The organism is Pontibacter qinzhouensis, from assembly GCF_008017455.1.
GTDB classification, from domain to species: Bacteria; Bacteroidota; Bacteroidia; order Cytophagales; family Hymenobacteraceae; genus Pontibacter; species Pontibacter qinzhouensis.
This window is the reverse complement of sequence record NZ_VRTY01000026.1, coordinates 38,696-64,930: the sequence shown is the minus strand read 5'-3', so window position 1 is coordinate 64,930 and position 26,235 is coordinate 38,696. Positions and strand designations below refer to the sequence as shown.

The following is a 26,235-nucleotide window of genomic DNA, read 5'->3' as shown; positions in this document are numbered from 1 at the left end:
CGGCCTCGCACCTGCACACGCTCCTGCTGTTGTTGCAAAAGCAGCTACAGGAGAAACCTGTAGCCAAAAATACCAACGTGGCAGAGGTTATTCACCAGATAGCGCAGCAGATACCGAAACGTTCGCTGGTCATCATTTTCAGCGACATGCTGGGCCGCCACGATAACAACGACGCCATTTTCGCTGCGCTTCAGCACCTGAAGCACCAGAACCACGAAGTGCTGATATTTCATGTCATGGATCGCAAAACAGAAGAGGAGTTCGACTTTGCCGAGCGCCCTTATGTGTTTGTGGATGTGGAGACAGGGCAGGAGCTAAAGCTGCAACCTTCGCAGGTGCGCGACCAGTACAAAGCCGCCGTGGAAGGCATGAAGCAGGACCTGGTGCTCAAGTGCGGCCAGTACCGCATTGATTTTGTGCCTGTCGATATCAGCGAACCCTTCGATAAAGTGCTGTACTCGTACCTCGTTAAACGAGCAAAAGTTCGGTAAATAGCTGCTGCCATTCTTCCAGTAGGGAGTGGTCAGATTTTTCTAATGAAATAGCCCTTCCAAAAGATTTTAGACTCAAAATGCTCAAGGGTGAAAAGTTTTTAGAAGGGCTGATTAGCTGCTTTTGTTGTTATATACCTTAAAACTCCAGGCCAACCTGCACCGATGCTACATGGTTGTGGTAAGTACTTGCGCCGAAACTGAAAGGAATAAGTGTCCGTGTGAACCGTGCCTTCACCAATAATTGCAAGTCGTTCTGAAGGGCGTATTTTACCCCTGCTCTTACTTCATAGCCAACTTCATAAGGTACCTCCGAATTTTCAACCATATTGTCAAATATCCTTACTTTTTTGCCCAAACGCATGCGCGTATAAGCCTCTTCTGGTGAGTTTAGAAGATAAGCCGCCACAAAACCTGCTCCTAGCAAAGGTTTAAACCTGCTCTTAGAGAATGTGTAACTGAAGCCCGGCGAGAGGCTGATGTAATGCAGGTCGAAATTAATACGTTCGGCTTCGGCTTCTGCTCCCTTCCGATTATATTCTGCCAGCAAATCGACATGGTATTTTCTGTTCGGGAAGTTTAAATGAATACCAGCTCCGGCATTTAAGCCTGTGCGCGTATTTGTTTCCTGAAAACGGGCTGCACCAGCTGTTACCACCTGCGACTGGTTAATACCCACAAAAACAGATTGAGAAAAGGTTGGCTTTGTAGTAGCTTTTGCTGAAGCATAGCTTAGGCCGCCCCTGCAGGCATTATATGCCGCTACGTGAGCCGACAAGGCTTTCATGGTGAAGTTGAGCTTCTCGGTTGCTGGCTCACCACAGTCGGCGGTTAATGTGTTTAGAATCGTGACGTGGGCTTTGGTATAGAACGAGAAAGTTTTACCGTTCTGATCAACGGTTTTGCGCTCGTTTGTCAGTTCATGAAATTCAGTTGCGGTCTGTGCGTAAAAGTGCTGCTTGTCGTCTATGTCTTTGTAATATAGCAAGCGCAGCGGACCATCGTTAATTACTTCCAGAAACAAGTTTTGTGGCTGCCCGTTTTGTTTAACGTTGGTGGAGAGGTAGGTCCGGGAGCCAACCTGGTAAGCAGATAAATCGGTTGGGAAGTAAAGTTTTTTGTCAGCTGTTTCGGTTTGCTTAAACATAACCTCCTGCGCGTTTCTTATATCTACACGGTCTTCCAGTAAACCATGTAAGGTATCGCCTATAGCAAACACCAGAAATCCTTTTTTAAAGGTATTTTGGGATAGGCCGGTAGTGATGCAGATAAAAATAAAGCTAATGGAAAGGGTAAAATATTTTAACATAAAATTAAGTTTGGGATTTGATGTAGCGTTTTACGAATATGGAATTAAATTATGACGTGAATTTAGAGGTGCAGAGTAACTGTTAAACTGGTTCTAACAGCTCATGCCAGTTTTTCAAATTTGACTTCTTTACCTACAGCATTTATTTTTTGCAAATATGCATGATGAGGGAGTCCTGCTATTGAAAATTAATAGCAAGAGCTAAGACTAAGTCTGTTGTGAGCCTGAATTTCTGTAGTTGGAAATGGAGAAACGAGTCATCCATCAACAGGAGCCACATATTTACTGCTGCTTAGGGCATTCGTTTAAATTATTCAAATGAAAATGCCCTATAAAAGAAATTTCAACATGTTATAACCAAGGTTAGGCAATCTGTTTACCAAGAGCCAAATGTAACAATAGATATACAATTTAAAATAACGAAAGGAACTTAAATTATTTAGGCGCATTATCCAGCGATTGCCACAGATATTTACAGGCAACGGTGCGGTATGGCCGCCAGGCTTCTGCTATTTCCTGCATCTTTATTTTTAGTGCCTTGCCCTTCTCCTCCAGCATGTATTGTTTTTTAAAAGCATTCTGAATCCCCAGGTCATCGAGAGGCAGTATATCGGGCCGCTCCAGGGCGAACATCAGCAGCATTTCGGCTGTCCAGCGACCAATGCCTTTTATCTGCGTCAGGTGCAAGATCAGGTCTTCATCAGGCATAGCATCAATAGCGCCATGCTCCAGTTTCCCGTTCTGGGCAAAAGCAGCCACATTCCGGATGTAGCCAATTTTCTGAAACGAAAGTCCGGCGCTCCGGAGCACCTCGTCGGGTGTAGCCAGTACAAGCACAGGAGCAGGGTAGGCATCTGGAAAGAGAGCGGTAAACCTTCTGAAAATAGTAGCCGCAACCTTCGTGGCCAATTGCTGCGACACAATAGCGCTCAACAGCCTGTAGTATAGGTCTTCGGAACGGGAGGAGGAGAGAGGTGTTCCTGTAGCTATAATTTTTGCCAGAACCGGGTCTTGCGCCAGTGCAGCTAATACGGTGGTGCTTTCGTTTGTTTGTGTCATATCTGCGAAGCCAAACTTCAATATGGCCATTATCTGTTTGTTTTCAAACTAAACCTGAGGCAGCATACGAGTAGAGGAGGCATCGGGATGTTTGGTGGAACAGGCTTTTGGAGGTTCTGCTGGAATCTCAAATTTTTCTAATGAAAAAGCCCTTCCAAAGGCTTGGGAAGGGCTTTACTGTCGAGGGTTAGGGATAAAAAAAGAGCAGAAGCCCTGGCTGGACTTCTGCTCGACCTAGTTGTTTGTAATAGAGTCAATAGCTTGAAAAATAGACCGATAGATTAGTTTTTTGTTAGCATAGGCACGTACATTAATGGTTTTAAATAGGGTACTCGGGTAAAAGTTTATAACCGGTAAGCCAGGCTGGAGCACGCTTTAACTCACAATTTCCAATAGCTAGTTTTAAAGTAAATCCGATAATGGCTTACGATCGGGATACTTTTCTGAAGGCTTAGTAAGCTTTGCCGTCTGCAAGGCTTGCTATTACCAGATGCATGCTCTTTTACCGGGCTTACCGTGGTTACAAACTGTAAATACTCTTAATCTGAATAAGGTTTATCAACAACGCGGCAGATCAAAAAAGGAGAGGTTTTAGACTAAAAGCTGAAACCAGTGCTCACTTTAAAGAAAGAGTCATTGCCTTCAACTAAGTCTCCTCCAGCGCTTAGTCTTCCAAATATGCTGTGCTTAGGCGAGGAGAACTGTATGTATGGACCAACCCATTGGTATACATCAGACGAAGAAGTTACGTTAGATCCTCCGGAGTTGATAAGGTGTTCGAAGTGTCCACCAAATGAGAACCTGGGATTAACTTTATAACCAAGGTTTGCCCAATAGTGAATATAAGACAGGGTAGTGCCACCCTCAGCAGGAACTTTGTCGCGTAGAGGGGCATAATAACCGAAGTAAACTTCACCTTCTACGTTTGACTTGTCGAGGTTAAGGAACATGTTTGGCACGATGCCATCACCAAAAATAGCAGGTCCTGCAGTTCCACTCGACAAAAGATTGCCACCAGTAACCCCCAGGCTAGGGTTAAAGCTAATGCCATCGGCCAGGTTAAAATTAGCGCCAACCCCAAATTCTGTCCAGTTTCCCCAGGCACCACCAGTTCCACCTGACCACATGATGCCATAAAATGTAAGGCCTACTTTAGAAGAAAGACCGTATGAGCCTGAGAAAGAAGGTGCGAAACCAAAAAACTGGTCAGAAGTCAGGCCAACCGTGAATGAAAAGTCATCGTCATCCTCAGAGCTGCTTTGAGCCATTACAGATGTTGATGTAGAAACAAAAAGCAGTGCGAAAAGGAGTGAAACTAATTTCGGGATGTTTGTAATTGTTTTTCTCATGATGAAAGGGGGTTTTACAAGTGAAAAGATTGAGGTATTAAAATTGATTTTTGTAAGAATTTGATGGAGAAATTCTAAAGAAAAGCTGTTTGGTAAATAAGCAACTCCCAATTAATAGATGGATAAAAATGCTCCTGAATGGGCTGTTGCAGCCCTTTTTAATAGTGGTGATTTTTAATTTGGCAAAGCTCCTGAATGAGGAAGGTTGCATGTTTATGTGCCGCTGTGCATACTTGTTTCTATTATTGTACATATGAGGCAAGGTTTTCTTTTACTCACCACAAGTATGTTTTAAATAATAAAATTTTGTATTATTTAAGATAAATATGATAAAAACAAGTATGCATCCCTTCCAGTCGAATTGCTGTCAGCTTAAGAAGAAGCGAAAGATTTGATTTATGGTAACACTACCAAACAGTATACTTATTATTGTAGCTATTGCTCCAGAACAATATCTCTGATGATAGCTGTGTTCTAATTTGCTACATTTGCAGGCATTTTCTTCTTGTCTTCTACAGTACTGTTCTCCAGGCGTGTTACTTCGTTGGCAGGAGCGTTGATATCTGGGTAAGCGTGCATTTTGTGTTCGTGCATATCCAGGCCATCTATTTCTTCTGTTTCGCTCACCCTGATGCCAGATATTGATTTTAGCGCAAACCAGACAGCAAATGCAAACACAAAGCTAAACGCACCTACTACACCGATGCCCGTTAACTGGCTGATAAGTTGATCTACGCCAGCTAATTCGCCAAATAAACCTACTGCTAAGGTGCCCCAGATGCCGCAAATCAAGTGTACTGAAAGGGCTCCAACCGGATCATCAATTTTTAGTTTATCGAACAGCAGAACCCCTAACACTACAAGGGCACCTGCAACTAATCCGATTACAGCAGAGTCTACTACACTCATTTGGTCAGCACCGGCAGTAATACCTACCAGGCCAGCCAGAATTCCGTTCAGCACCATGGTAAGGTCGCTGGATTTGAACAGGCTGTAAGATACAAAGAAGGCACCTAAAGCACCTGCGGCTGCGGCAAGGCTCGTCATAACCAAAACTCTAGATACTGCGCCCGGGTCAGCAGACAGTACAGAACCTCCATTGAAGCCAAACCAACCTAACCAAAGTATAAATACACCTATTGTTGCGAGCGGCATGCTGTGCCCCGGAATTGGCTTTGTTTTACCGCCTACATATTTGCCTATTCGTGGGCCCAACAGTATAATACCTGCCAGCGCACCCCAGCCCCCTACGGAGTGTACCAATGTAGAGCCTGCAAAATCGTAAAAAGGAGTTTCTAACGTATCCAGAAAACCACCGCCCCATTTCCACATGCCTACTATAGGATAGCAAGCACCCACAAATATGATGGAGAAAATGATGTAGGTGCCCAATTTTACACGCTCAGCAACAGCACCTGATACAATAGTGGCAGCTGTTGCGGCAAACATACCCTGAAACAGGAAATCAGTCCAGAATGTATAGCCTTCGTTATAGGCAGAGGTTTCGCCACCTTCCGGTAGTGAAATTCCAAAACCTGAAAAACCGAAGAATCCTCCTGCAAAAGCTTCGCCTGGGTACATCAGGGAAAAGCCCCAGAGCGCATAAGTTAAAAGCCCGATAGGCGGGATCATGCTGTTTTTAAATAGAATATTAACCGTGTTTTTAGATCTGACCAGGCCCGACTCCAGTGTGGCAAACCCTAAATGCATAATAAATACAAGAAAGATGGAGACCATCATCCAGACGTTATTAACTACAAATAATTCTTGTGACATAGGTTATTGCGTTAAATATAGTATGAGTTTATTTATATTTCTCTAAGACCACTAAAGGGCCAGCTCACCGATTTCTCCCGTCCTGATGCGTATCACTTCCTGCACATCCATTATAAAAATTTTGCCGTCTCCTACTTTTCCGGTGCTTGCAACTTTTAGTATGGTACTCACTACATCATCCATGTGCCCTTCTGTTACTACCAGTTCAATCTTGGTTCTGGGAATAAAGCCTACATTATAAGTGGCTCCTCTGTACACCTGCGATGTTCCATGTTCCAGGCCAAACCCTTTTACATCGTAAGTAGACATAAACGGAACTCCGATTTCAGTCAGCGCTTCGTAGACCTCTTCAAATTTGGATGTTCTAATGATTGCTTCTATCTTTTTCATAAAGAGTAAAGTTATTCTATATGCATGTATTTAAAGGGGGGTGTGTTTAATTTTTGATAAAGTTATTAAAGTATTGTTGAAAAACAATAGGGGTATAACAGCAAAAGGTGTAAATATTGTAAATATGGGTCTGGTAAATAGAGGTGTTATTAGTTGGTTGTAATGCCTGAAGTGTTGTGTAAAAAATAGAAATTAACTAATGAGGATTAATTATGTAGAATCTCAAAATAGCACATGCTATACTCCCTAACTGCTTTAGCTGCTGCTGGATGAAGTCGTTGAGGCAGTATTATAGGATTTAAGATATATGATTAGCTATTCTGCATTAGTTAGTATTTTATGGCTTCAGTGGTATTATTTACCCTAAAAACAAGTTGGGAGCTTAAAGTTTATGGCAGAAAAAATATTTTCAATTTTATAAAAAAAATTTCTGACCCCTATTAAATTAGAGGGTAGTAAATAAAAATTATATAGACGAATAAGATAAGGTAGTAAGTTTATAGGGGGTTAAATAAAGTTTTCAATATTTTGCCTGCTACCATTTAATGGTTGCGTATAGTGTAAGTGTGCCATACCACCTTATTTGTTCACCTCTTAAGGACTTGATATCCCTTTATAACTTAAGAAATAAAGCTTACCAGGTAAAACTGAAGCTGCACAAAAAAAGTTGTTAAGTTCTACGGCTGCTTCAGTTCGATCGGTTATTTAATGCCGAAGCGATAGCTACAAGAGCTAAGGGGTGGGAAATGGCTGTACTGCCTGCCTCTGCAGGGTGTGGCCTAGCCTCTATAGTAACAAAATGAATTTGATCCCAGGCACTGTCATTTGTAGCTGCTGCTTTCAGAGTACTAACAGTACCTATAGAAACGTAAACTTAAAGTTATATGAACTCAGTCCTTTAGCATCTCCACCACAAAATCCAGCCTGTTTCATATAATAAAAAGGCGCCACCAGAAATAGAAGAGTAAATGTAGCGCCGGATGAGAAGAATACCCTTGACTCTTTTCGCTTCAAAACGCTTCTGAAGGCCATTTTCATTTGAATAATTTACCTCTTACACCCAAAGAAGTTCCGTCGGTTATAGAAACTGTTACAGTTCCGTCTCTGAATTATTCGAATGAAAACAGCCTCCGGAAGATTTTTCATCCGAATCTTGCCAAGGGTCCAACCCGATATGTTTTAGTTGCATGTATTTAGCTGATAAGGATTCGGTTTAAAAGATATACCACCTGGTTCAGCTGCCTTACATCAAGTATTCAGTTCATTCAGAACTTTTAGTGTATGCGCCAGGTGCTCATCTGTAACCTGGAGGTGCGTTACAAACCGCACTAGCTGGGGGCCAAAGGCAGTAGCCCTGATCTGGTGTTTAGCAAGTGCTTCTACAAAAGCCTGACCGGTAAACCTGTGGTTCAGCTTAAAAATAACGATGTTCGTCTGCACCGGCAGCACATAGTCAGTGTAGTTGGCTTGTAGCAATGCTTCCTCCAGGGTCTTGGCGCGCCTGTGGTCGTCCTGGAGCCGCTCCACATGATGCCGTAGGGCATAAATGCCTGCGGCAGCCAGGTAACCTGCCTGCCGCATTCCTCCGCCCATGGCTTTTCGTATTCTTTTGCACTTCATAATAAACGCTTTGCTGCCAAGCAGAACAGAGCCCACCGGCGCACCTAACCCTTTCGAGAGGCAAACCGAAATGCTGTCGAAGTACTGGCCGTAGGCTCGAGGTTGTTCCTGGGCCGCAACCAGGGCATTAAAAACACGGGCGCCATCGAGGTGAAGCGCCAGCTCGTGCTGACGGCAAATAGCCGAAATGGCCGCAATCTCAGTTAGTGTATAGTAGGCCCCTCCACCTTTGTTGGCTGTATTCTCCAGCGATACAAGCTTGGTAACCGGGTAGTGTATGTTATGCAAGGGCCGGATATGAGCTTCTACCTGTTCGGGTGTCAGCTTGCCGCGTTCTCCGTGCACCAGGGCAACAGAAGCAGCCGCGTTAAACATAATACCACCACCTTCATACTGATATATGTGCGAAGAGACATCGCAGATGACCTCGGTAAGCGGCTCGGTGTGTGCTTTTATGGCAATCTGGTTGGTCATGGTGCCGGAGGGGCAGAACAAGCCGGCTTGCATGCCGAACATTTCGGCAGCCATCTGCTCCAGCGCATTCACGGTCGGGTCTTCTTCGTAAACGTCGTCACCTACCTCAGCCTCAAACATATAAGCAAGCATAGCAGGAGTGGGTTTGGTAACGGTATCGCTACGTAAATCAGTAATCAGCATATTTTGATAGAATAAATACTTTACTTTGTAAAAATAATAACTTACTTTTGCCCTTCAAATTAAATATTGCAACGATGGGAGTTACAAGATTAAAAAGAAAAGACCGTAGAAATAAAGCTAGAGCGAATAACAGAGTTTCTAGAATTAAGCAGCTGTTATTAACGCCTGTTATTAAGAATGTAGACATGGACGAGCTGCGCGTGAAATTTGGCGAAGAACCTAAAAACAAGGTAGCTGCCACAGAAGAAACTGCTGCTGAATAGTTTTTCTTACGGGAAAGTAAGCCCATCTGCCTGCCGCTGCTATTTCAGCAAATGGCGGCGGCTTACTAGATAAGACTTAAGGGAGTGTGTTTGCCTCGCAAACACACTTTTTTTTATGCCCTTTTGCCAAGCTCAATTACCTGTAGGTCCTGCACCTGCCCCGCTGTAACTGTAAACCGAACCATGGTGCGGGTGCTATGGAAACCATGTTTGCCCGCAGCTCCGGGGTTAATGTGCAGCAGGTTGTTGAGGCGTTTATCGGTCATTATCTTTAAGATGTGCGAGTGACCTGTAATAAAAAGTTGGGGCGGGTTCTGCAGAATTTCCTGCCTGATGTCGGGGTGGTACTTGCCTGGGTAGCCGCCTATGTGCGTCATCAGCACATCGAGGCCATTTATGGTAAAACGATTCACCTTAGGGTGCACCTGCCGCACATGCTGCCCGTCTATGTTGCCATACACACCCCTGACCGGTGCCACCTCCTGCAGCCTCTCCGAAATAGCCTGCGTTCCGAAATCTCCGGCATGCCAGATCTCGTCACGGTCGCCAAGCAGCCGCAGTATCTGGTCATCGAGGTAGCCGTGGGTATCGGAGAGGAGGCCTATTTTCATGTTCTTTTGATTTGAAGAATTTTTGATTTGGAGATTGGAGAATTGGGAGATTTGGAAGTGGATTATTTAAAAGATGCGGTGATACTTCGAAGCCAACATGCTTACCTATTTAGCCCTTTGCTATTCGCGGCAGAAAATGCACCAGCAACGTTTTGACCTTCCTGAGGCATCTCATGATGAAAATTATCTTCAAATCCTTTCTTCTCCAAATCTCCAAATTCTCAAAACCGCCAAATCAAAAATTACACACCCCAGGTTTCCGGGGCTTTACGCCACTCAGCCAGGGTAGCCATAGCAGATTCAGGAATGTAACCGTTGGAGAGGGCGGCTTCTGTCAGGGCCTGATAGTCGCTCAGGCAACGGAGCGTAATGCCGGCTTGTCTGAAATTCTCGTCTGCCACTGAGAACCCATAGGTAAAAATAGCGGCCATGCCTACTACCTCGCCACCTGCCGCCTGAACGGCTGCAGCTGCTTTCAGGGAGCTTCCGCCGGTAGAGATCAGGTCTTCTACAAGCACCACTTTCTGACCTTCCAGCAGGCGACCTTCTATCTGGTTGCCCATGCCGTGGCTTTTTGGCTGAGGTCTTACGTACAGAAATGGCATTTCGAGCAGGTCGGCCACCAGGGCTCCCTGCGCTATACCTGCGGTGGCAACACCGGCTATAGCCTCAGCATCGGGGAAATTGGCTTTAATCAGCTCTGCCAGTTCGTTTTTTATGTAGCTCCGGATATAGGGGAACGACAAGGTAACGCGGTTATCGCAGTAAATAGGAGAGTTCCAGCCCGAGCTCCATTTAAAGGGTTTTGCCGGGCTTAACTTTACTGCCTCCGTCTCCAGAAGGAAAGAGGCTACCTGATGTGCAGTTTGCTTTGTATCCATGGGGCAAAATTACAGAAATATTTACCTTTTTTGGCGGCTGTATTTTCTTTCAGGAGAATTATTATGTATTTGCGTATATTTGAAAACCACCAGCGGTACCAGACATGAACGTTTTTATAAACGATATCCCTTTAATACTAAAGCGATCGAACGAAAAGGTATACAAACATCATTACGATGTGATCTTAACTGCCAGCGACGATTTCTCCTCAAAAGACCTGGTAGGCGATGTGCTGATTAAAGAGGCGGATGCTGCCTTAATAGACAGGCTGGTGCGCCTGATGGAGGTTAAAAAGCTAAAAAAACTCGACTCGCTTACATTGGTGGCCGATAAGATGAAGAAAATCATTCTTCACCTGAAAGACCAGTTTAAAATTGTGAAAGCAGCTGGCGGCCTGGTAATTAAAGACGATAAAATACTGATGATTTACCGCCTCGGTACCTGGGACCTGCCAAAAGGGAAGCTCAACAAAAAAGAAAAGGTAAAAGACGGTGCCCTGCGCGAAGTGGAGGAGGAGTGCAATATTAAAGTGGAAGTGGCCGGCAAACTACCTAAAACCTGGCATTCTTACGCTTACAAAGGAAACAAAATTCTAAAGAAAACTTCCTGGTACATTATGACCTGTACCGACGATAGCCTGATGAAGCCCCAGGCCGAAGAGTTTATTGAAGAAGTACGCTGGATGACTACCGACGAGGTGGTAGAAGTACTACCAAAGGCTTACTCTTCCATCGCCTTTATAATGAAACACTATCTTCAATCGCTGAAATCGGGAAAGGTATAAACTCATTTACGTTGCCGCCAAACCGGTGAATCTCGCGAATAATAGAGGAACTGATGGCAGCCAGCCGCGGCGAGGTAATGAGAAAAACCGTTTCGAGTTCGGGGTTAACATGGCGATTGGCCTGTGCAATGGTGTTCTCGTACTCAAAATCAGTGGTGTTGCGGAGGCCACGCAGCAAAAACTTAGCGCCTTTTTCGCGGGCAAACTCAGCCGTAAGTCCTTTATAAGCCTGCACCTGCACCTTTGGCTGATCCTTAAATACACGTTGAATTACGTCGATCATACGTTCAACAGGAATGTAGCGCTGCTTGGTCGTGTTGTTGCCGACAGCAATAATTATCTCATCGAACAAGTGGGCTCCGCGCACTACCACGTCGTAATGGCCATTTGTAAAAGGGTCGAACGATCCGGGGAACAAGGCTATTCTTTTCATATCTAATCGCAAAGGTGAATGCTGTAGAGCTCAAAATAGCGGTGCTCAAACAGATCATCGAATTTGTAACTGTAGGCCACATCGGCCGGTTTCTTGCCAAACTTTACATGGCGCACATACTTTTGTAACATAGAGAACAGCGCCGCATCGTGTGTTATTTTGCCTAAAACCGTCACCGTTTCAGCTTCGGGGTTCAGCTTTTGCTCCTGCATCACAAAAATGACGAAATAAATAAAATCTTCGGGACTCTGGTACTGAAAAATATTGCAGAACTCCAGGCCGTTCTGGCTGATAACCAAAACGGTAACATGTTGCTGCTCCACAAACAGGTACATGCGGCGCTCGCGGCTACGGCCCGTCTGGTGCAACAGGCACCGGATAAGGGCGCTCGTCTGGTGCAGGTACACTACAGGGCGGTTCTGGGCTATGGCGGTTACTGCTTTCTGAATAACAGCAGGCACCGAAAATATGTTTACCGCTTCCAGGTCGGCATGTCGGTAAGCAACTACCTGGTCTTGTTCGGGGTCGAGGTCGCTGTGCAGGCGCAGGTAATCGGACTGGTGCTGTGGCTCATAAAGCGTTTCGGGTACCAGCGTGAAGTTCTGGTTGCTGACCATTACCCGGATGCTACGCCAGCCCTGGTGCTGCAAAATAGAGCTGCTTTTGGCAATTAGCAGCAGTTGCTCCGCCACCTGCTGGGCCGAGAATACAGTTATCAGCTCATAGTCTTCCATTACCACAAACTTGTTGCGTTTCAGGTCCACAACCCCTAGCCGTACCGATTTCTGGCTGATGGCCAGGTATAGGTTACTATCAGGTGCCTGCGAGAGAGCAAAAGCCTCGTCAAGAATCTTGTGAGAAAGCCGGAAGTAGGTACTGTTTGTATTCAAGGTGTCGGAAATGAAAGATACTGCTTGCTGAAACAGGTGCTTTGCTGCCTCGCATGCTGCAAGTATATAAAAAATATGGCAATAGTGCTGCCTGCTGGTAATGCCCCACCGTACTTTTAGCGTCTTATAAGAACGTTTGCAATCAAATTATTCGAATGAAAAAGGCCTTCCAAAGGAATTTGGGAGAAAAGTTGCCAAGGGTATTTCTGGGGGCGGCAACTTTTAAAGTCTGTTATATATTGCCTTTTAGAAATACAGTTGCGTTAAATGGAATTTAAACCTAAGGCCATCATGTTGAAGAAGAACAGGTTGAATTTAAATTTTCGGGCCTGAATTCTTTATAATGAATTCCAAATGTTTAATTTTGGAAAATTTGAGTTTATGATACAGCGGAGTTCGCGGCTCGATAACGTATTTTACGAAATACGTGGGCCCATATTTGAGAAAGCGCAAGAGCTTGAGCGCCAGGGGTACAAGATCACGAAGTTGAACATTGGAAACCCGGCGCCTTTTGGATTTGATACCCCAGACGAAATCATACACGATATGATTCTGAACCTGCGCAATGCGCAAGGGTACACCGATTCGAAAGGCCTTTTCGCGGCCCGCAAAGCGGTTATGCACTATATGCAAAGCAAATCGGTGCGTGATGTGCAGATCGACGACATCATTATAGGCAATGGTGTGAGCGAACTCATCCTGATGTCGATGCAGGCCCTGCTCAACAACGGCGACGAAATCCTGATACCCTCTCCGGACTACCCGCTCTGGACGGCCTCCGTTACGCTTTCTGGTGGCAAACCGGTGCACTACCTCTGCGATGAGCAGTCGGATTGGTACCCGGACCTGGAAGATATGGAGCGTAAGATTACGAGCCGTACCAAGGGCATTGTCATCATTAACCCGAACAACCCGACTGGTACCGTTTACCCTTCTGATGTGCTGCAAAAAATTGTGCAGATCGCGGAGCGGCATAAACTCATTATCTTCTCAGACGAGATCTACGACAAAATTCTCTACGACGATACCGCTCACTTCTCTACAGCTGCTCTCTCTGATGATGTGCTGTTCCTGACCTACAGCGGTTTATCTAAAAACTACCGTGCAGCTGGTTTCAGAGCTGGCTGGGTCGTTATCAGTGGCAAAAAGTCTATAGCCAAATCCTATATAGAAGGTTTAAACGCGCTGGCCAGCATGCGCCTTTGCAGCAATGCGCCTTCTCAGTTCGTTATCCAGACTGCCTTGGGCGGTTACCAGAGCATAAACGATTTGGTGTTACCAAAAGGCAGGCTGCGTCGCCAGCGCGATGTGTGCTACGACAAACTGACCTCGATACCCGGCATTACCTGCGTAAAGCCAAAAGGGGCGTTCTATATGTTCCCGAAAATAGATGTGAAGAAGTTTAACATTCTCGACGATCAGCAGTTTATCCTGGACCTGCTGATTGACCAGCGCATGCTGTTGGTGCAGGGCAGTGGCTTTAACTGGAGCAAACCCGACCATTTCAGGGTGGTGTACCTGCCAACTGTAGAGGAGCTGAACGAGACCATGGATAAACTGGCGCTGTTCCTGGAGACTTACAAAGGTTCTAAAACCATTCATCTTCCTAAAGGGTTGGAGGTTGGCATCGACATGAATTAAACTTGCAACTATACATAAAACAAGAGAGGCTCCTGCACCAGGAGCCTCTCTTGTTTTATGGTAGGTCCTTTTCATGAAATTTAGGACCCTGAACTTTCCTGATGTATTCAGACCCTTGAAGGATTTCATGCAAAAAGTTCTCTGGAAGGCAATTTCGTTAGCATAATTTAAACCAGTGCCTTTTAAACCGATTTCCGTAGAAGAGCCTGCTTAAACTATCGTTTCAAAAAATCGGCTTAGCTGTTTCTACTAAAATTCCATTTCAGATGTATTGGCGCTACAACCTTTTCTGGTACTTTCGCGCTACTAGGACTATAGACAATGGCTGTACCCGTAGCCTTAGCTAGGATAGGAAGCGACCGGACATAACAATTCGAACTTAGAGCGGTTGTAGCAGGAGTAGCTGTGAACTGGAACAGCAAGAGATCACAAATCTGATTAACATGAACAATTTTAAATTTTATAATCCCGTAAAGATCATTTTCGGGAAAGGAACCATAGCCGAAGTAGCCAAGGAAGTACCTGCAGGTGCACGTGTGCTCATGACCTACGGTGGTGGCAGCATTAAAAAGAACGGTGTATACGAGCAGGTGATGGAAGCCCTGAAAGAACACACTGTTTTTGAGTTTGGTGGAATTGAGCCAAACCCGCATTACGAAACCCTGATGCAAGCTGTAGAACTGGCTAAAAATGAGAAAATCGACTTTATTTTATCAGTAGGAGGGGGATCGGTGCTGGATGGTACCAAGTTTATAGCAGCCGCTGTCGTGTTCGACCAGGGAGACCCCTGGAGGTTTCTGGCTGAAAAAGCTGCCGTAAAACTAAAAGGTGCCATCCCGTTTGGAGCTGTGCTTACACTGCCTGCCACCGGCTCCGAAATGAACTCGGGCGCAGTTATTACAAAGGTGGCAACAAAAGAGAAACTGACATTTGGCAGCCCGTTCACCTTCCCGAAATTTTCGGTACTCGACCCCGAAACCACTTTCTCGCTGCCACCACGCCAGATCAGCAACGGTATTGTTGATGCCTTTACGCATGTTATGGAGCAATACCTGACGTACCCGGTAAACGCGCCTCTGCAAGATCGTATAGCCGAAGGTGTGCTGCTCACGTTGATTGAAGAAGGCCCGAAGGTAATGCAAAACCCATCAGACTATAATGCGATGGGTAACTTTATGTGGTCGGCTACCATGGCGCTTAACGGACTGCTCAGTGCCGGCGTGCCCACCGACTGGGCCACCCACATGATCGGGCACGAACTTACAGCGCTTCACGGCATAGATCATGCCCGCACACTGGCTATTGTGCTGCCCTCGTTGCTGCGTTACAAAAGCGAAACCAAAAAAGAGAAGCTGCTGCAGTACGGTGCCCGCATCTGGAACATTACGGAAGGCTCAGAGGAGGAGCGAATAGAGGCTGCCATTCAGGCCACCGTCAAATTCTTTAACTCGCTCGACATAGCCACTACCCTGCATGAATACGACGTAGATCGCGCGACCATAACCGCCATTGTAGAACGCTTTCAGAAGAGAGGGGTGCGGAACCTGGGCGAGCGAGCCGATATTCAGGTGGAGGATGTAGAGAAGATTCTGGAGATGAGTCTGTAGGTGTGGGCCTTATACCATGCTACTCCCGGACAAATTATTTAAATAAATACGCCCTTCCGAAGGAATTTAGCTGTTTCGGTGCCAAGGGTAAAGATTAGTAGCAAGCTAACCTGAAAGCCGCCTGCTTTGCCGGGCGGCTTTTTTAGTTTTTGCACCAGCTTGTTTATTCATTTTTACTGGTTTATCAAAGGCATCAACCAGGTAAAAATTGAACCTCCTGCTTCTGTTATAGTAAAACAATCCAGCTTAAACACCCACACTTTTGCCCTACATACATGGCCGTTGACGAAAAATACAGAAAGTTAGTTCATCAGCTGGCCCGCTTCGGCTGTTTCTCCATTGGGTTGGTATACTTGCTGATTGGTGTTCTGGCTAATCTGTCCCTGTTCAGGCTGGCGCAACCTTCTGCTGATGAAGAACGCATCATGGATTTTTTATTAGACTATACCATAGGAGAAATTGCCATATGGATCGTGCTGCTAGGCATGATCTGCTACATCATCTGGCGGGTTTTCGAAGCTATTACAGACCCGTATGAGTTCGGGAGCGATATGGTAGGCATCCTGAAGCGGGTAGGAGTGGCGTTAAGTGGGGCAGGCTATGGGTTTATTGCATTTTCGGCAATTGATGTGTTGCTGGGCAACGGTGGCAACAGCGAAGAAGAACGTCAACTGCTTATTTCGCAGGTGCTTGCCTGGCCGGGCGGTAATATACTGGTAGGTTGTATGGGGGCTATAACTGCAGCTGCAGGCTTGGTGCAGTTCTGGTACGTGATAAATGGCGACTACCGCATGCGCATCGACATAGACCATATGGAGCCTTACCAGAAGCGCCTGCTGCACCTCATGGCTTGGGCAGGTTATTTTGCACGCGGCATTATTTTGCTGGTGCTGGCTTACTTCATGCTTCAGGGTGCCCTAAAATCAGATCCGGATGCAGTGGGTGACACCGATTCGGCGTTCGATTTTTTAGGTGGAGGCTTTTTTGGCGACAGCCTGTTTTTTCTGGTGGCAACCGGCACCATTTGCTACGGCCTCTTCATGTTTATATATGCCATCTACTACAAGTTCGAAAAAGGCTGGTCGGCAGGCGATTAAGCTGAATCTATTGTTAAAAAAAAGTCCTGCCCTGTGGCGTAATACCACATGGCAGGACCCCTGAACTATACAATTCCTATTGCTCTTGCTGCATTTCCGGCACATTGGTAACCACTTTTACGCCGAAGCTGGTTTTGTGACCTCCGCTGGTTTTGAGCATGCCTTTTATAGGGCTGCAGTCGTTGTAGTCGGTGCCGTGCGCTACTTTTATGTGGTTAATGTCGGCGAGCAGGTTATTGGTAGGGTCGAAGCCAACCCAGCCGGCACCTGGCACAAAAGCTTCTACCCAGGCATGCATGGCAGCGGATCCTACCAAGGAGTTGCCCTGGTTCAGGTAACCCGACACATAGCGGCACGGAATTTTATTGTGCCTGGCAATTCCGAGGAACAGGTGTGTGTAATCCTGGCAAACTCCCCGTCCTAAATCCAGCACTTCGTCTACAGTCGTATGCACGTGCGTTGGCTCCGGGTCGAACTCCAGCATGTTGTAAATAAAGGTGTTCAGCTGGCTCAGGTAGCTGTACACAGGTTGCCCGGGCTGCAGGTGCAGCAGCCTGTTTGTAAAGGTAGGGTTTATCTGGGTATAGCGGCTTAGCTCCAGGTAAAGGTGGTGGTCTATGTAAAACTCCGGGTTTCGGAGCATCTCCTGCTCTGCATCGGCAGGTAACTCCTGCTTTGGCAGCAAGTCTGGCATTGTTTTTTCCACTACAGCGCTCATCCAGAACTCAAAGTTGGTAAATGCCTTCACCGATCGTATGCAGGTGAGGCTAAAGCCAAACGGGTTGTGAGTATGAAAAACCTCTTCGCCCAGCGAGTTTCGGAATGTAACATCCCGCACCTGCTGGTTCTCATCCTGACAAGGCGTGATATTCAGCGCAAAAAGCGCCTCGGTCACGTTTGCCTCGTAGGTGTTTTGTGTATGGTAATTTATGTGATATTCTCGTGTCATGTTAAGATGCCAGCGGCACCAGTAATTAAAAATTCAAATACTTCTCCTCCAGTACATTGGCCAGGTCGTACAAGTCTTTCAGGGTCTTGTTCAAAAACTCGGTTAAACCGCCTTCTGTATCTTCAATGGTCATGTACTTAAAAGAATTGGCCATTTTGCCTGCCATAAAATTTATGGAACCGGCCTCTTTCTTTTCATGAAACGCAATATCGCGAATACTTTTGTGAATATAGTTAAGATTGAAGCTTATAGACTTGGGGAAAGCCGGATTGAATATGAGAAACTCCAGCGTATTTCTTCGGTTTGGGTTGGCTGCATAGTAACGTTTAAACATGTCAAAAGATTCAGCGCTCTTAAGCATGGTCGTCCACTGGTAGTTTTCTACGGGGCCGCCCAGCTTTTCCTTATCAATTTTGTCGATGTCGCGGATCTTGGTGAGCAGGATCAGCGATACCTGAATGGCGCGCTCCAGGTGTATGCCCAGCGAGATCAGCATCCAGACCTCATTTCGGATGAGGGTGTTGTCGATGTACCCTTTTATGACAGATGTACTCTCTTCCACCAGTTTTGCAATTCTGAAAACGCCCTCACTCTGCAATCTGGCAGCGGAGTAGCTGTTAACGCGGTGGTAACACTGGTTAATGGCCTCCCAAAGTTCCAGCGAGATACAATCGCGGGTGCCACGGGCGTTTTCCCGGATGCCGCTGATATACGAAAGAATGGAGAAGGGATTTGTTTCTTCGAGGGTGACAAAGTTGATAACATCTTCTTCGTTGAGCTGTGGGTACAGGCCAAAATATTTGTAGTACACGCCCGCCATACTTAAAATAGACTCCAGCACAAAATCCTTGCTTTGGGCCAGCGGAGCATCCAACGACGATACGTACTGTACTTTGGTGTAGCGGGCTATGTGTTCGGCGCGCTCAATGTAACGTCCCATCCAGAACAAACTGTTCCCTATTCTTGATAACATGTAGTTTATTGTAAAAGTTAGATGTAGTGAAATTTTGAAAACAAGCCTTTTGCCAGCCACACAGCAGTACTTGCCTTAAATTGTTCGAATCAAAAAGGCCTTCCAAAGCAAATTCAGCTAAAAAGAGTCAAGGGTACACAACGGGGCCAACTGAAACGCCTTTACCCGCCTTGTGTTTGCGACTGCGACAGCCCCCCTTGCGACTGCGATTGCGACTGTCCCCCTTGCGACTGCGACTGCGATTGAAAAGATCCATTCTGATGTGAAGTCGGGTTGTCATCGAGCACCCAGGTATCTTTGGAGCCACCTCCCTGAGAGGAGTTAACGACCAGGCTGCCTTTTACCAGGGCCACCCGCGAAAGGCCTCCTTTCAAAACAAATTGCCTGTCTTTGCCCAATAGCGAGTAGGTGCGGAGGTCTATGTGGCGAGGCTCGAAATGGTTATCATCGTCTATAAAAGTAGCGTGTGTCGATAAGGCCATGGTGGGTTGGGCAATGTACTTCCGGCGGTTGGCAGTTATTATCTGCTTAAATTCGCTTATCTGTTCCTTTGTTGCCTTGCAACCTACCAGTATGCCATAGCCACCACTTTCGTCTACAGGTTTTATAACCAGCTTCTCCATGTTCTCCATCACGTATTTGTAGTCGCTCTCTATTTCGCAGCGGTAGGTGTGTACGTTGTTCAGGATGGGTTCTTCGCCGAGGTAATATTTTATCATGGCAGGCACATAGCTATACACTGCTTTATCGTCTGAGGCTCCTGTACCGGGTGCATTGAGCAGACTGATGTTTCCTTCGCGGTAAGCGCCCATAATGCCGGGTATGCCCAGCACCGAATCAGGGTTAAAAGACAAGGGGTCCAGGTAATCATCGTCTATCCGCCGGTACAGCACATCCACGCGCTTCGGGCCGTAAATGGTTTTCATGTACACAAAGTTTTTCTCTACATACAGGTCGCGGCCCTCTACGAGCGGTAGGCCCATGTTCAGGGCCAGAAAAGCATGCTCAAAATAGGCAGAGTTGTACATGCCAGGCGTAAGCACCGCGCAGGTAGGCATGTCTACACCCTCTGGAGCCACACTTTGCATAGTAGCCAGCAGCTGCTGCGGGTAATCCTGCACCGCCTGTATGTTAAACTTCCGGAACAGGCTGAACAGCGTGCGCTTCATGGTTTCGCGGTTCGACAACACGTAGCTGATGCCGGAGGGAGTACGTACGTTGTCTTCGAGCACGTAATACTGGCCGTCGCTGTGCTTTATCAGGTCGGTGCCGGAAATGTGGTTGTAAATGCCGCCAACCGGGTTTACATCCATCATGGCCTTCAGGTAGTGCTTCGAGGTAAAAATCAGCTCGGCCGGCACAATACCGTCTTTCAGAATCTGCTTTTTGTGGTAGATGTCGAAAATAAACTGGTTCAGGGCCAGGTTGCGCTGCAGTATGCCTTTTTCCAGCTGTGCCCACTCCTCTGCCGGTATAATGCGCGGAAAAAGATCGAAGGGAAATATCCGTTCCACCCCTTTGGCTTTGTCGGAGTACACGGCAAATGTAACGCCCTGGTTAAAGAACGAGAGCTTGGCGTGTTCGTTCAGCTCCTTAAAATTTTCAGGCAAGTATTGGGCAAACTGAGCCAGCACTTTTTCATAATGGTAATTTATATTCCCGTGGTTGTCGAAAACCTCATCCAGGAACTTAGGGTTTAGCTCATAATCGCTAAACACCCCGTTTGGCACCGCGGCCAATGTGCTGGCTTCCATAAGCTGTCAGTTATATGTTAATTTTATTTTCATTAATCTAAAGAACAATTTTTTAATGTAAAAACTTTATTTCCATTTTTTTAAAAATAGTACTAAAAAAATGATGCTTTATAAAATAAGTACTTAAAAAATTGATTAATGTTAGCTAATGCCATGTAATATTAAGGATGTCAAAATTAGGTGGCTGCCTGTCAGGTGCCTTTGAATTAAGTTTCATTTGTATTAAACAAATTCCGATAGGCGTAGTGGCTGTTGCTACTGAAGGTGAAGCAGTAACTCAATAAGACGGCGGACCAAAAACACAACCTGATGTGTACTCTTACCTCGTCTATTAAGTTTTCCTTCTGTGGAGTTCGTTTGATAGACTATTGAATTTGGGAATTTATGTTAGAGTTGCTCACCTTCAGCCATTGCTTTTTGGGACCTACTTTTTGTGAGGTAACAGTCCAAAGTCCTGATTTTAGAACATTAAAAAGCAGATAGCTGCCTCCTTGGTGTTGGAGACAGCTATCTGCTTTTCTTACCCTTGAAGCAAAAATCTGGTTTGAGCTTCTGAAGGCTGTTTTTATTTAAATAATTCGGAAACAGAAATCTCTATGCCTACTTTAGGGCATTGTACAGCACCTCGATCGGGTGAAGCGCTTTTCGTCCGGTGCCATCATGAATCTGGTGGCGGCAGCTGGTGCCCGGAGCCGCAATTATAACTTCTTCCGGCTGTTGGCGCACCGTCGGGAACAGCACCAGTTCCCCCACCTTCATCGATACCTCATAATGCTCGGCCTCGTAGCCAAACGAGCCAGCCATGCCACAGCAACCCGACGGAATAACCTCTACTTTATAATTAGCTGGCAGCGTAAGCATCTGCTGCGTGTAAATTACTGATGAAAGGGCCTTCTGGTGGCAGTGCCCGTGCAGTTTAATCAGCTTCTGTTCTTCCTTAAAAATATCTTTCTCGATGCGTTTGTTTATGATTTCTCGGGCTATAAACTCATCGAACTGCAGGCAGTTAATGGATAATGATTTGGCGTCCTCCACCTGGTCTTTCTCCACCAGGTCTAGGTACTCATCGCGGAAGGAGAGGATGGCAGAGGGCTCAATTCCTACCAATGGTGTTTCGGCGGTAATCACATCTTTGAGCAGGGCCACATTCTGCTGTGCAATTTTCTTGGCATCGCGCAGCAACCCTTTCGACATAAAAGTTCGGCCGCTTTCTTCGTGTTTCGGTATCTCTACTTCGTAGCCCAGCTTCTCGAGCAGGAGCACAGCGGTTTTGCCAATGTGTGTGTCGTTGTAGTTCGTAAATTCGTCGCAGAAAAGGTACACCTTCTTTTTGCCCTTCGGCTGGTTTGCCTTTTTGCTTTTGTGCTTCTTAAACCAGTTTTGCAGTGTTACTTCCTGCAGCAAGGGCAAGGTGCGCTGTGGTGCAAAGCCCATCATTTTTTTAGCGATGCCAGCCGTGGTGGTGTTCTTGAACAGGAAGTTGTACATGCCTGGTGCCAGGGCAGCCAGCTTGTTCAGGTTTGTGAAACTACCTACCATGCGGGTGCGGAAGGGTACTCCGTTGGCATCGTAGTAGTGCTGCAGAAACTCGGCTTTAAGTTTGGCCACATCTACGTTAGAGGGACACTCAGATTTGCAGCCTTTGCAGGAGAGGCACAAATCCATAGCCTCTTTTATTTCTACATGGTCGAAGCGGTTTTTCTTGCTGGAGTTTGTCAGGAACTCCCGCATAACATTGGCGCGGCCACGGGTAGTATCTTTCTCGTTGCGGGTTACCATGTAGCTGGGGCACATGGTGCCACCTGTCAGGTGCGTTTTGCGGCAGTCGCCGGAGCCGTTGCAAAGCTCTGCCGCCCGCAGCACCCCGTCCTGCTGCCTGAACTTAAAAACCGTATCAAAGTCTGGCGTTTGCTGCCCTGGCTCGTACCGCAGCGAGGTGTTCATAGAAGGCGTGTTCACGATTTTGCCGGGGTTAAAGAGGTTGCCCGGGTCCCAGACCCGCTTCACTTCCTCCAGCAGCTTGTAGTTTTCTTCGCCTATCATAAACGGAATAAACTCGCCTCGCAAACGGCCATCGCCATGTTCGCCACTCAGGGAGCCTCTGTATTTTTTTACCAGGCTGGCAATTTCCTCGGCAATGGTCCGGAAGAGCTTGTTACCTTCTTCTGTTTTCAGGTTGATGATGGGGCGCAGGTGCAGCTCTCCGGTACCTGCGTGCGCATAGTGCACACAATATAGGTTATACTGCTCCAGCGTCAGGTTAAACTCCCTTATAAATTCTGGCAGGTCGTTCACATCTACAGCAGTATCTTCTATAACAGCCACAGGTTTGGCATCGCCCGGAACGTTTGAGAGCAAGCCCAGTCCGGCTTTACGGAGAGTCCATACTTTTTTAACGTCGGGGCCGAAAACCAGCGGATAGTGGTAGCCCAGGTCATTCTGTTTCAGTTCTGCTACCAGGGCGGCTGCACGCTGATCTATTTCCTCGCGCGAATTGCTGGATAGTTCCACCACAAGTATGGCACCCGGGTCGCCTTGCACAAAAAAGCGGTTCTGGCTCTGCTCGATGTTTGTTTTGGTGCACTCCAACACATAATGGTCCATGAGTTCGCTGGCAGTTGGCTTATAGCGCAGGGCCACCAAATTTGCCCGCAACGATTCATCTACGCTGTTGCAATGCACGCAGAGCAAGCCAATTTCTTTTGGCGGAAGCGGATCTACATGTAGTTTTATTTCCGTAAGGAAGGCGAGGGTGCCTTCGGAGCCTGCTATTAGTTTGCAGAAGTTAAAGGGTTCTTTGCCGGCTGTAAACGGCTCCGACTCCAGCAGCAGATCGATGGCATACCCGGTATTGCGGCGCTGTATGCTCGGCTTCGGAAACTCACGGCGTATGTTCTCCTGCGTCTGCTCATGCGAGAGCATGGCTTTTGTAGCCTGGTAAATACGTGTCTCCAGTTCGCCTGAAGTGTTCTCGCCGCGGCACTTAGCTTCAAATTCGGGTAAACTGAGCTGACTGAATTCTGTTTCGGTGCCATCGCTCAAAATAGCTTTTACCGACAGCAGGTGCTCCCGGGCGCTGCCATATACAATAGAGTTAGAGCCGCAGGAGTTGTTACCCACCATACCCCCGATCATGGCCCGGTTTGCTGTGGAAGTTTCAGGGCCGAAGTAGAGGCCGTACGGCTTCAGGAACATGTTCAGCTCATCGCGAATAACACCTGGCTGCACCCGTACCCATCCTTCTGCCTGGTTTACCTCCAGTATCTGGGTAAACGTACGCGAAACATCAACTACGATGCCACCGCCAACTACCTGCCCTGCCAACGAGGTGCCGGCAGTGCGTGGTATAAGCGAGGTGCCTTCGCGGCGGGCAAACGAAATAAGCGTTTTAATGTCGGCCACTGTTTTAGGGAAGGCGACTGCCAGAGGCATTTCACGGTAAGCCGAGGCATCGGTGGCGTACAGCGTACGCATGGTGCTGTCGAAATGGAACTCTCCCTCCAGTTGTCGGGAAAGTTGCTGCAGTTTTTCTGAGTTCATGTATGGTAGCCCGGCAGCTGCTGCTAGTGTGGTTCAGAAACAACAGGCCAGTTAAAATTCCTAAATTAACAAACGAAAAGGTCGTGGGGCTTTACAGATACTAAACATTTTACATGTAAGCCAGCAATGCTTTTCACAGTTGTCAAGGTATCTGTTCTTCCCGACCCGAAGGTAAGTTGATCACAGGTAAAGTCAAAGAGGGTATAGCAGAAAGAATGTAGTTTTTGTAAAGTGATCGGCTGGTTCTTGTAAATTATCTGAAATTCTGAGGCATATTTTTGGGAAAATGGCAGCCATAAGCGGTGAAGCAAAAAAAGGCAGCCAATTAATGGCTGCCTTTTCGAGTATTTTATTTTAAGTTTGTTTTGCTTCGTGTATTATAGAATACCTGGGTTTCCCGGACGTCCTTCGTTTCTGTCAAAGTCTCTGTCTTTGTCTGGGTTGAGCTTGTCGATGTCAACTTCAGTTTTGCGTTCGGTTCCTGTAATGGTTTCTTCACGCGTTTCGGTTCTCTTACCGATGTTTACTTCTTCTACCACCCGGGCTTCTTTGTTCACAAGCGGCACTTCGGCATGCTCTGTAATACGGGTTTCACCTTCTTTAAAGTTTTTAAGGTCTGCTTCGGTGGCAGGGCGGTTTACGGGGTTGCGCTCTACAAATACATGCTCCTCACGCAGTCTTAGTTTTTCCTCCACAGGTCGCTCCAGAATTCTACTTCTAACAGTTACACCGCCAGTTTCTTGCGTACGCTTGCCAATTTCCATGTGCTCTTCTACAATTGGAATAGAGGTCTCGCCACGCTCAAATTCACGGTCTATGGAGCCTGTGCTACCTGTAGTTGTACCGGCAGAGGTGTTAAGGCCGCTGCTAATGTTTCTGCTACGCTCTTCTACGTCTACTGCCCCACAGCTATCCATTGTTTCTGCCACATGTTGGGCTTCTTCTTTGGAATTGGCATGTACGGTTACAATCCAGCTCTGACGTGCAGCATTAGTGTATTTAGTAGCTTCATCATCATCATCATCAAACAGGTTTCTGAAGAAGTTACTGACACTACTTGATTTGTCTCTGTTTTCCTGGCCAGGCGTATGAACGGCCGTTGTGCTTGGGGCTATACCTGCCGCACCGGCTGCTGTAGAAGATGGGTAGCTACTATCTGAATCGTTATGTAATATATCTATGGCGCTTGAACTAATGTTACTGCTTTCTAAACGTTGAGCAGCCATTTGTGCATCTACACCTTTTTCGAATATTCCTACAACTGTCTGTGACATAATTAAGATTTAAATTAAGTTTAACATTTAATTAAAAGCCCGGCTTTAACGGCGTGGGGTATCTTTAGCGACCCGGTTTACATGGATTTCTTCTTTCAGAAGTGTTACCTGTTCCGAATCGTGCGTTGTTTCTAGTTTCTTTGTAATATGTAGTTCTTCCACTACGAATAGCTTTTTCACAACCACCAGTTCCTCCCGAATTACCGGTATAATCATGGTGTCGCCTTCGTGGCGCACGGCTGCCGGAGGAGTGTCTACATATTGGTTTACCGGCACTCGCTCCACATGCACGTGCTCTTTGGTTGTGGGTAAATCAACGGTTACATTATCTTCATGCACACTTTTAGAAATGAATACATCGCCTGTTTCAACTACTCGTTTGCCAACTTCAACACGTTCCTCTATTATTGGAATAGTTTTATCTACCTCCTCAGTAGGCCTATTGGGAGGCATCTGATCAGGTGCCTCCATACGGTTCTCTGACAAATTGTCTCTATTTGCGTTCTGGCGGACTCTCTCCTGGAGTTTCTGCTCAAATTCAGCCTTTAGGTCATTATCATCATCTATCTTCATGATATCTATAATATGTACATATTTTAATATAGAGTTAAGTTTTTACGTTGCCGGCGCACTGTGTTTTTTACGGGAGGCATTAGGGTAGGTTATGACAAAAAGTCAATTTTGCTATTTATTTAATATGGCAGTGCAAGCTGGCTTGTACATATTGGGTAGTAAAATTCTGCCTTCAGGATAGGCTAAAAATAAGGTGAATACCCAGAAGCAGGTTGTGAGAGGAATGTTATGGCTTGTAAAATTGGCTGGCTCATTCATTTAAAAATACCAAAATCAATTTTATATGCAGGCGTTAAAATTATTTATTACCAGG

At 46.3% G+C, this 26,235-nt stretch carries 22 protein-coding genes; 6 read left to right on the top strand and 16 right to left on the bottom strand.

Features of this window, described 5'->3' with window-relative positions:
* Positions 1 to 491, top strand: a 491-nt coding sequence (locus FVR03_RS08820) for a DUF58 domain-containing protein (protein WP_439651041.1), incomplete at its 5' end; no start/stop codon positions are given.
* A gap of 139 nt (positions 492 to 630) precedes the next feature.
* On the opposite strand, the gene FVR03_RS08815 is transcribed toward FVR03_RS08820, so the two are convergent.
* From FVR03_RS08815 to FVR03_RS08790, 6 genes are all read right to left on the bottom strand, one after another.
* Positions 631 to 1,800, bottom strand: a complete 1,170-nt coding sequence (locus tag FVR03_RS08815) for an outer membrane beta-barrel protein (RefSeq protein ID WP_147921379.1) — start codon at positions 1,798 to 1,800, stop codon at positions 631 to 633.
* A gap of 435 nt (positions 1,801 to 2,235) precedes the next feature.
* Positions 2,236 to 2,889 (bottom strand): DNA-3-methyladenine glycosylase family protein, encoded by a 654-nt coding sequence (locus FVR03_RS08810; protein ID WP_255474136.1) that lies wholly within the window; start codon positions 2,887 to 2,889, stop codon positions 2,236 to 2,238.
* Positions 2,890 to 3,455: 566 nt separating this feature from the next.
* Positions 3,456 to 4,208, bottom strand: coding sequence for a DUF6733 family protein (locus tag FVR03_RS08805; protein ID WP_147921377.1), 753 nt, complete (start codon positions 4,206 to 4,208; stop codon positions 3,456 to 3,458).
* A gap of 474 nt (positions 4,209 to 4,682) precedes the next feature.
* The gene (locus tag FVR03_RS08800) at positions 4,683 to 5,984 is read right to left on the bottom strand and encodes an ammonium transporter (protein ID WP_147921376.1); all 1,302 of its coding nucleotides are present in this window, start codon (positions 5,982 to 5,984) and stop codon (positions 4,683 to 4,685) included.
* Positions 5,985 to 6,035: 51 nt separating this feature from the next.
* Positions 6,036 to 6,374: a P-II family nitrogen regulator gene (locus FVR03_RS08795; protein WP_147921375.1), complete on the bottom strand. Its 339-nt coding sequence runs from the start codon at positions 6,372 to 6,374 to the stop codon at positions 6,036 to 6,038.
* Positions 6,375 to 7,622: 1,248 nt separating this feature from the next.
* Positions 7,623 to 8,651: a threonine aldolase family protein gene (locus tag FVR03_RS08790; protein ID WP_147921374.1), complete on the bottom strand. Its 1,029-nt coding sequence runs from the start codon at positions 8,649 to 8,651 to the stop codon at positions 7,623 to 7,625.
* Positions 8,652 to 8,698: 47 nt separating this feature from the next.
* On the opposite strand from FVR03_RS08790, the gene FVR03_RS08785 reads away from it, so the two are divergent.
* Complete coding sequence (locus tag FVR03_RS08785) at positions 8,699 to 8,914, top strand: hypothetical protein (protein WP_369410448.1); 216 nt, start codon at positions 8,699 to 8,701, stop codon at positions 8,912 to 8,914.
* A 113-nt stretch (positions 8,915 to 9,027) separates the two neighbouring features.
* Here the strand turns inward: FVR03_RS08785 and FVR03_RS08780 are convergent, their stop codons facing one another.
* Both FVR03_RS08780 and pyrE read right to left on the bottom strand, forming a co-directional pair.
* Complete coding sequence (locus FVR03_RS08780; protein ID WP_147921373.1) at positions 9,028 to 9,525, bottom strand: metallophosphoesterase family protein; 498 nt, start codon at positions 9,523 to 9,525, stop codon at positions 9,028 to 9,030.
* 242 nt (positions 9,526 to 9,767) lie between these two features.
* On the bottom strand, positions 9,768 to 10,406 hold the full coding sequence (gene pyrE / locus FVR03_RS08775; protein WP_147921372.1) for an orotate phosphoribosyltransferase: 639 nt from the start codon (positions 10,404 to 10,406) through the stop codon (positions 9,768 to 9,770).
* A gap of 104 nt (positions 10,407 to 10,510) precedes the next feature.
* Between pyrE and FVR03_RS08770 the strand changes: the two genes are divergently transcribed.
* Positions 10,511 to 11,191 carry an NUDIX hydrolase gene (locus FVR03_RS08770; RefSeq protein ID WP_147921371.1) on the top strand — a complete coding sequence of 227 codons (681 nt, stop codon included), beginning with the start codon at positions 10,511 to 10,513 and terminating at the stop codon, positions 11,189 to 11,191.
* Here FVR03_RS08770 and coaD read toward each other — a convergent pair.
* Positions 11,145 to 11,624 carry a pantetheine-phosphate adenylyltransferase gene (gene coaD / locus FVR03_RS08765; RefSeq protein ID WP_147921370.1) on the bottom strand — a complete coding sequence of 160 codons (480 nt, stop codon included), beginning with the start codon at positions 11,622 to 11,624 and terminating at the stop codon, positions 11,145 to 11,147. The genes FVR03_RS08770 and coaD overlap by 47 nt on opposite strands.
* Positions 11,625 to 11,626: 2 nt before the next feature.
* Entirely contained in the window at positions 11,627 to 12,514 is an 888-nt protein-coding gene (locus FVR03_RS08760) for a DUF3822 family protein (protein WP_147921369.1), read from the bottom strand.
* A gap of 381 nt (positions 12,515 to 12,895) precedes the next feature.
* On the opposite strand from FVR03_RS08760, the gene FVR03_RS08755 reads away from it, so the two are divergent.
* From FVR03_RS08755 to FVR03_RS08745, 3 genes are all read left to right on the top strand, one after another.
* On the top strand, positions 12,896 to 14,155 hold the full coding sequence (locus FVR03_RS08755; RefSeq protein ID WP_147921368.1) for a pyridoxal phosphate-dependent aminotransferase: 1,260 nt from the start codon (positions 12,896 to 12,898) through the stop codon (positions 14,153 to 14,155).
* Between the two features lie 443 nt (positions 14,156 to 14,598).
* Entirely contained in the window at positions 14,599 to 15,762 is a 1,164-nt protein-coding gene (locus FVR03_RS08750) for an iron-containing alcohol dehydrogenase (protein WP_147921367.1), read from the top strand.
* A gap of 275 nt (positions 15,763 to 16,037) precedes the next feature.
* On the top strand, positions 16,038 to 16,859 hold the full coding sequence (locus FVR03_RS08745) for a DUF1206 domain-containing protein (protein WP_147921366.1): 822 nt from the start codon (positions 16,038 to 16,040) through the stop codon (positions 16,857 to 16,859).
* Between the two features lie 76 nt (positions 16,860 to 16,935).
* Here FVR03_RS08745 and FVR03_RS08740 read toward each other — a convergent pair whose 3' ends face one another.
* From FVR03_RS08740 to FVR03_RS08715, 6 genes are all read right to left on the bottom strand, one after another.
* A complete protein-coding gene (locus tag FVR03_RS08740; protein ID WP_147921365.1) occupies positions 16,936 to 17,808 on the bottom strand; it encodes a transglutaminase-like domain-containing protein in 873 nt (290 codons plus the stop codon).
* 25 nt (positions 17,809 to 17,833) lie between these two features.
* Entirely contained in the window at positions 17,834 to 18,781 is a 948-nt protein-coding gene (locus FVR03_RS08735; protein WP_147921364.1) for an alpha-E domain-containing protein, read from the bottom strand.
* 161 nt (positions 18,782 to 18,942) lie between these two features.
* Positions 18,943 to 20,535, bottom strand: coding sequence for a circularly permuted type 2 ATP-grasp protein (locus tag FVR03_RS08730; protein WP_147921363.1), 1,593 nt, complete (start codon positions 20,533 to 20,535; stop codon positions 18,943 to 18,945).
* 600 nt (positions 20,536 to 21,135) lie between these two features.
* A complete protein-coding gene (locus tag FVR03_RS08725; protein WP_147921362.1) occupies positions 21,136 to 24,075 on the bottom strand; it encodes an FAD-binding and (Fe-S)-binding domain-containing protein in 2,940 nt (979 codons plus the stop codon).
* Positions 24,076 to 24,452: 377 nt separating this feature from the next.
* Entirely contained in the window at positions 24,453 to 25,349 is an 897-nt protein-coding gene (locus FVR03_RS08720) for a YsnF/AvaK domain-containing protein (protein ID WP_255474135.1), read from the bottom strand.
* Positions 25,350 to 25,394: 45 nt separating this feature from the next.
* Positions 25,395 to 25,922: a YsnF/AvaK domain-containing protein gene (locus FVR03_RS08715; RefSeq protein ID WP_255474134.1), complete on the bottom strand. Its 528-nt coding sequence runs from the start codon at positions 25,920 to 25,922 to the stop codon at positions 25,395 to 25,397.
* Positions 25,923 to 26,235 lie beyond the last annotated feature (313 nt).